1 protein-coding gene is annotated in these 363 nt (G+C 38.0%); it reads left to right on the forward strand.

Annotation, left to right across the window (positions count from 1 at the left end):
- Positions 1–363 (forward strand): InlB B-repeat-containing protein (locus COC46_RS15645; protein ID WP_176545181.1); only part of this gene is annotated, 363 nt, incomplete at both ends.

The raw sequence follows: 363 nt of genomic DNA on the forward strand, positions 1-363 counted from the left end.
CAAGATGCTGGACTAGCAGTTTCAGTGAAAGCTGAGTACAATTCTTTACTTGATGAATCAAAACCAAAAAGAACAGGCTACACATTCGTTGGTTGGTATAAAGATGCAGAATTAAAAACACCTTGGAACTTTGCAACAGACAAAGTATCCGGTGACATGGTTCTATATGCTAAGTGGAATGTTAACTCTTATACGGTTCACTTTAATAGTAATGGTGGAAGCCAAGTAGCTGACAAAACTGCAAATTATAACACTGGTATCACTTCACCAACAACAACTAGAACGGGTTATACATTCGTTGGATGGTACGAAGATGCTGCAGGTAATGTAGCTTGGAACTTTGCAAAAGATAAAGTGACAAAC

The organism is Bacillus sp. AFS041924, assembly GCF_002577195.1.
GTDB lineage: Bacteria > Bacillota > Bacilli > Bacillales > Bacillaceae_G > Gottfriedia.